Annotated in this window: 1 protein-coding gene and 2 pseudogenes; 2 read left to right on the plus strand and 1 reads right to left on the minus strand. The window is 36.4% G+C overall.

Annotated features, from left to right (window positions below):
- Positions 1–936 (minus strand): annotated as a pseudogene (locus B4237_RS17705) (hypothetical protein); the annotation flags it as partial.
- A gap of 1,080 nt (positions 937–2,016) precedes the next feature.
- Between B4237_RS17705 and B4237_RS05465 the strand changes: the two are divergent.
- A pseudogene (locus B4237_RS05465) lies at positions 2,017–2,892 on the plus strand (helix-hairpin-helix domain-containing protein); the annotation flags it as partial.
- Complete coding sequence (locus B4237_RS05470) at positions 2,882–3,706, plus strand: hypothetical protein (RefSeq protein ID WP_286942056.1); 825 nt, start codon at positions 2,882–2,884, stop codon at positions 3,704–3,706. The pseudogene B4237_RS05465 and the gene B4237_RS05470, both read left to right, overlap by 11 nt.
- The last annotated feature ends 64 nt before the right edge of the window (positions 3,707–3,770 follow it).

A 3,770-nucleotide genomic window follows, 5' to 3' on the forward strand; every position in this document is an offset into this window, starting at 1 on the left:
TTGCTCTATGATGATATTTTTATTACAAAACTTTTTGTACCCCTGAAAAACAATCTCTTGGGCATTTTTCACAAGGATACACAAGTTATATGAAAGTTCGCTCTTTAAAGACTCAATAAACTGGGGAGTGTTTATGTATTCATCGCGCTTTTTTTCATCATACATGTCCACTTCACATATGAGTGGGTTGTCTTTTCGCACCTTTTGCGTATTTGTACACCTACGTAAATTGTCCGGCATTTCAACGTTTTCTGGCAATAGGCTATGTTTAACTAACACATCAATTGAGTTCTTAACGTTCTGGAATTTACCATATGCAGTATTTCTGTGATATTCATCAAGCAAGTTACCTCTATATTTTAAAAGCTCACCTTGAATAATTCTGGGATGTTTATACCACTCAATATTAGTTGATGAAATTTGTTCTAAAAATTGAATTAACGGGGCTCTATGATGTTTCTTATACTTAAAACTGTTAACGTGCTCTTTTAATCTATTAGCAATTTCTGGAGTGCAGGTGGAGTTTAGTATTTTCTTAAAGTTCTCATCGGCGCTGGATTCATGTGCGAAAAGATTTGATATTTCTTCTGGTATAATTTCTGACTTAATTAGTTTGAATTGAGATTCAGTTGGTGAAGCAAGAAAGCTATCTAGTTTATTTAATTCTTTTTTGTTAAAAAAGTCTATATTAATTAATCGCTTAATTAGTATTTGAAGAGCATTGATTAAAACTCTACTGCTTTTAAAAGTGTGTCTTTTGCAAAGGTCTATTCGAATATAGTGTAGGCTTTTAGCTAGTTCACCTGAATCGTTATTGTTAAGCGCTTCATGCAGTACTGCTATGTATGTTTTTATTAAAAATGATAGTTTGGTTTGTTGCTGCTTACCCGACTGAGATATAAAATTAGAAATTAAATAATAAACATCAGCATTCAAAATTCCAGATAAGTTTTCAAGCCTTTCTTTAACAAAATGTGGGAGAGGTGGGGAATCTTTGTTAGAGCGTAAATCTGCATTAGTAAAATTATGATCGAATTTATCAAAAACTTCTTTAGGAATGCTCTCAGACAAATAAATTTTATACTTTGATTCGGTAACTTTATCAAAAGCAACTGCTAATTTATAAACTGAACCTTCATGTAAATAGCGCTCTTTAAGTAAGTGCATTACAAGCATTCTAATGTGCCCTGCATTACGCTTGAACATTGAAAAGCGTTGTCTTCGGCAGATGTCCGAGCGCACATAGATTAGGTTTTGGAGCAGCATATCTGTATCTCGGTTATTAAGTGCCTTGCATAGAACCTTCAAGTACGTCACTAATAACAGAGTGAGTTCAGTTCGTTGGTTGATACTTGACTGAGATACAAAATTAGCAATCAATTTCGATACATCACTATTCAGGAAGCTAGATAAATATTCAAGCCTTAGCACGACAGTAGGTGAGAGGGGATGATTTTTAGCGTTGTCTACTGTATCTGATTTGGAAAGGTCATAGTTGAACTTGAGAGAAACCTCGAATGGAATTTTCTCAGACTTACAGGCTTCGTATTGAGATTCAGTGAGAGTACACATGAGGGAAGATAGACTATCGACATTTCTGCCTTTGAAATAGCTCTCATCAATCATGTGCTTTATGAGCAAGCAAATCTTTCTATACCTTTCACTTGCATATTTAAATTTATTCTGCTGGCAAAGGTCCGCACGAATGTAAGTAAGGTTAAGAATTAGCTCGTTTGTATCATCATTGTTGAAAGGTGAATGGATCAGTTCGATGTACCGAATCAAGATAAGGGAAAGCAAGGGTTGCTGATTCGTGCTCTTAGAATCAATCCATTTTCTGACCAACTCACCTACACCAATAAACGTAGATAAAAAAATGAGCCTTTCGTCATGATTTATCAAAGCTATTCTCTTCTTGATAGTTTCAACTAGTGAAGATGTTCTAGTTTTATATCAAAATTTCAGTTATTACAATAATATCTGAATGGTGAAAAGTTGCTTGTAAGGTGACACTTAGAAGTGATTCCAAAAGTTGAAAAAGTTTGGGCTGAGTTTCGACCTGCCGATGCTGAAATTGTGCATCTTCCTAGCAATTGTCCAGTCTGTGATTCACCTGTTGTGATGCCAGAGGGGGAAGCGTTGGCACGTTGTTCGGGTGGTTTATACTGTGCAGCGCAGCGTATTGAAGCGATTCGTCACTTTGTATCCCGTAAAGCGATGGATATTGAGGGCTTGGGGGATCGTTGGGTAGAATCACTATTACATCTCGACTTACTCAAAGACGTTGCTGATATTTATCATTTGCATGAGCATCGAGACACACTTTTAACCATTGAAAAAATGGGTGAGAAGTCTGTTCAAAACTTGATTGATGCAATTGAAGCCAGCAAGAAAACGACTTTGGCTCGTTTCATTTATGGCCTAGGCATTCGCGGGGTTGGTGAGACAACAGCGCGTATGTTGGCGAATACTTTCCATACATTTGAAGCATTGAAAGCAGCAGATATCGAAGCACTCAAGAAAACTCCTGATGTCGGTGATATTACTGCGGAATGGATTGCAGACTTTTTCCAAGCTCCACATAACATTGAGGTGTTAGATCGATTGCTTGCAGCAGGAATTCATTGGGATGCGCCGACTGCACCAACACGCCAGCCTTTAAATGGCGAGAGTTGGGTTGTGACTGGAACCTTAGAAAGTATGGGACGTGATGAAGCAACACAGAAATTGCAGGCATTAGGTGCACGCGTGAGTGGCAGTGTTTCGAGCAAAACTAAATGTGTGGTTGCGGGTGAAAAAGCGGGAAGCAAGCTAGACAAGGCGCAGAAGCTAGAAATTCGAGTGATGAATGAACAAGAGTTTTTGGAGTTTTTAGCTCAGTATGAAGCTTGATGAAGCAGATAAGGAAATCGCTAAATTAATCATAGGTTTTTGCCTAGCAGCAATTCTCCCTATTCTGTTGATGATCACTTATCATTATTACGATAGCGCGACCAAATGCAAGCAAACACAAGTGTTGGATAATGTGCGAGAGTTACTAAATACTCAACTTTTAAATACTGTATTAGAAAAAGTTGAATTAAGACAAAGTGTATTTCTAGATCTGTTAAAAGAGCAAGAAATACAAAAAAAGTTTATTTGTCTGCAGAAAGATAGTCGACAAGCGGAGAAATGTTGGAAGGAATTTCAATTAGATATTCAAGAGGAAATGAAATTGTTTGATCAAGCTGTTGATCAGTTTGATCAAATGAAATCGAATAATCTTGTTGCTTCTGATTCTATTTATGATCAAGGGTTGTTAAAGTCAAATATATATCAGCCAAATCATATAGTTGAGTTCGCTTATCAGCAAATAAAACAACATTTAGTTGATCAAATGGATCAAGAGGATGCTTCACTATCTCACCTTGATTTTGAGTTACGTTGGCAATTAAGACAGAAGCTATATCGATACACTGGTTTAAGGTTAGGTCAGGTGAAGAGTCTTGAGTATGAAAATGATTCACAAAAAATCTGTAGTGTGAACGTTGAATTTCAAAAAGGTAAGATGGCTAAACTCATTTATCAACCTTACGAAAAGCTTGAATCCACTGGTCGACATGGGACAAGAAAAGAATACCTAGCGTTGCTCTATTTAGAAGACCAACATGGTAATCGTTATAATGATATTGGTGAATACATCATAGAAGCATTTAAGATTAAATAATTGTAGTTAAACACCTCTCAATGATGAAATTGAGAGGTGCTTTTTTATTAAATATATTTTTTCA

The organism is Acinetobacter sp. UBA6526 (genome assembly GCF_002434875.1).
Taxonomy (GTDB): domain Bacteria; phylum Pseudomonadota; class Gammaproteobacteria; order Pseudomonadales; family Moraxellaceae; genus Acinetobacter; species Acinetobacter venetianus.

Coding starts and splice junctions, on each gene's coding strand:
- B4237_RS05470 (WP_286942056.1), top strand. CDS start 2,882: ATGAAGCTTGATGAAGCAGATAAGGAAATCGCTAAATTAATCATAGGT.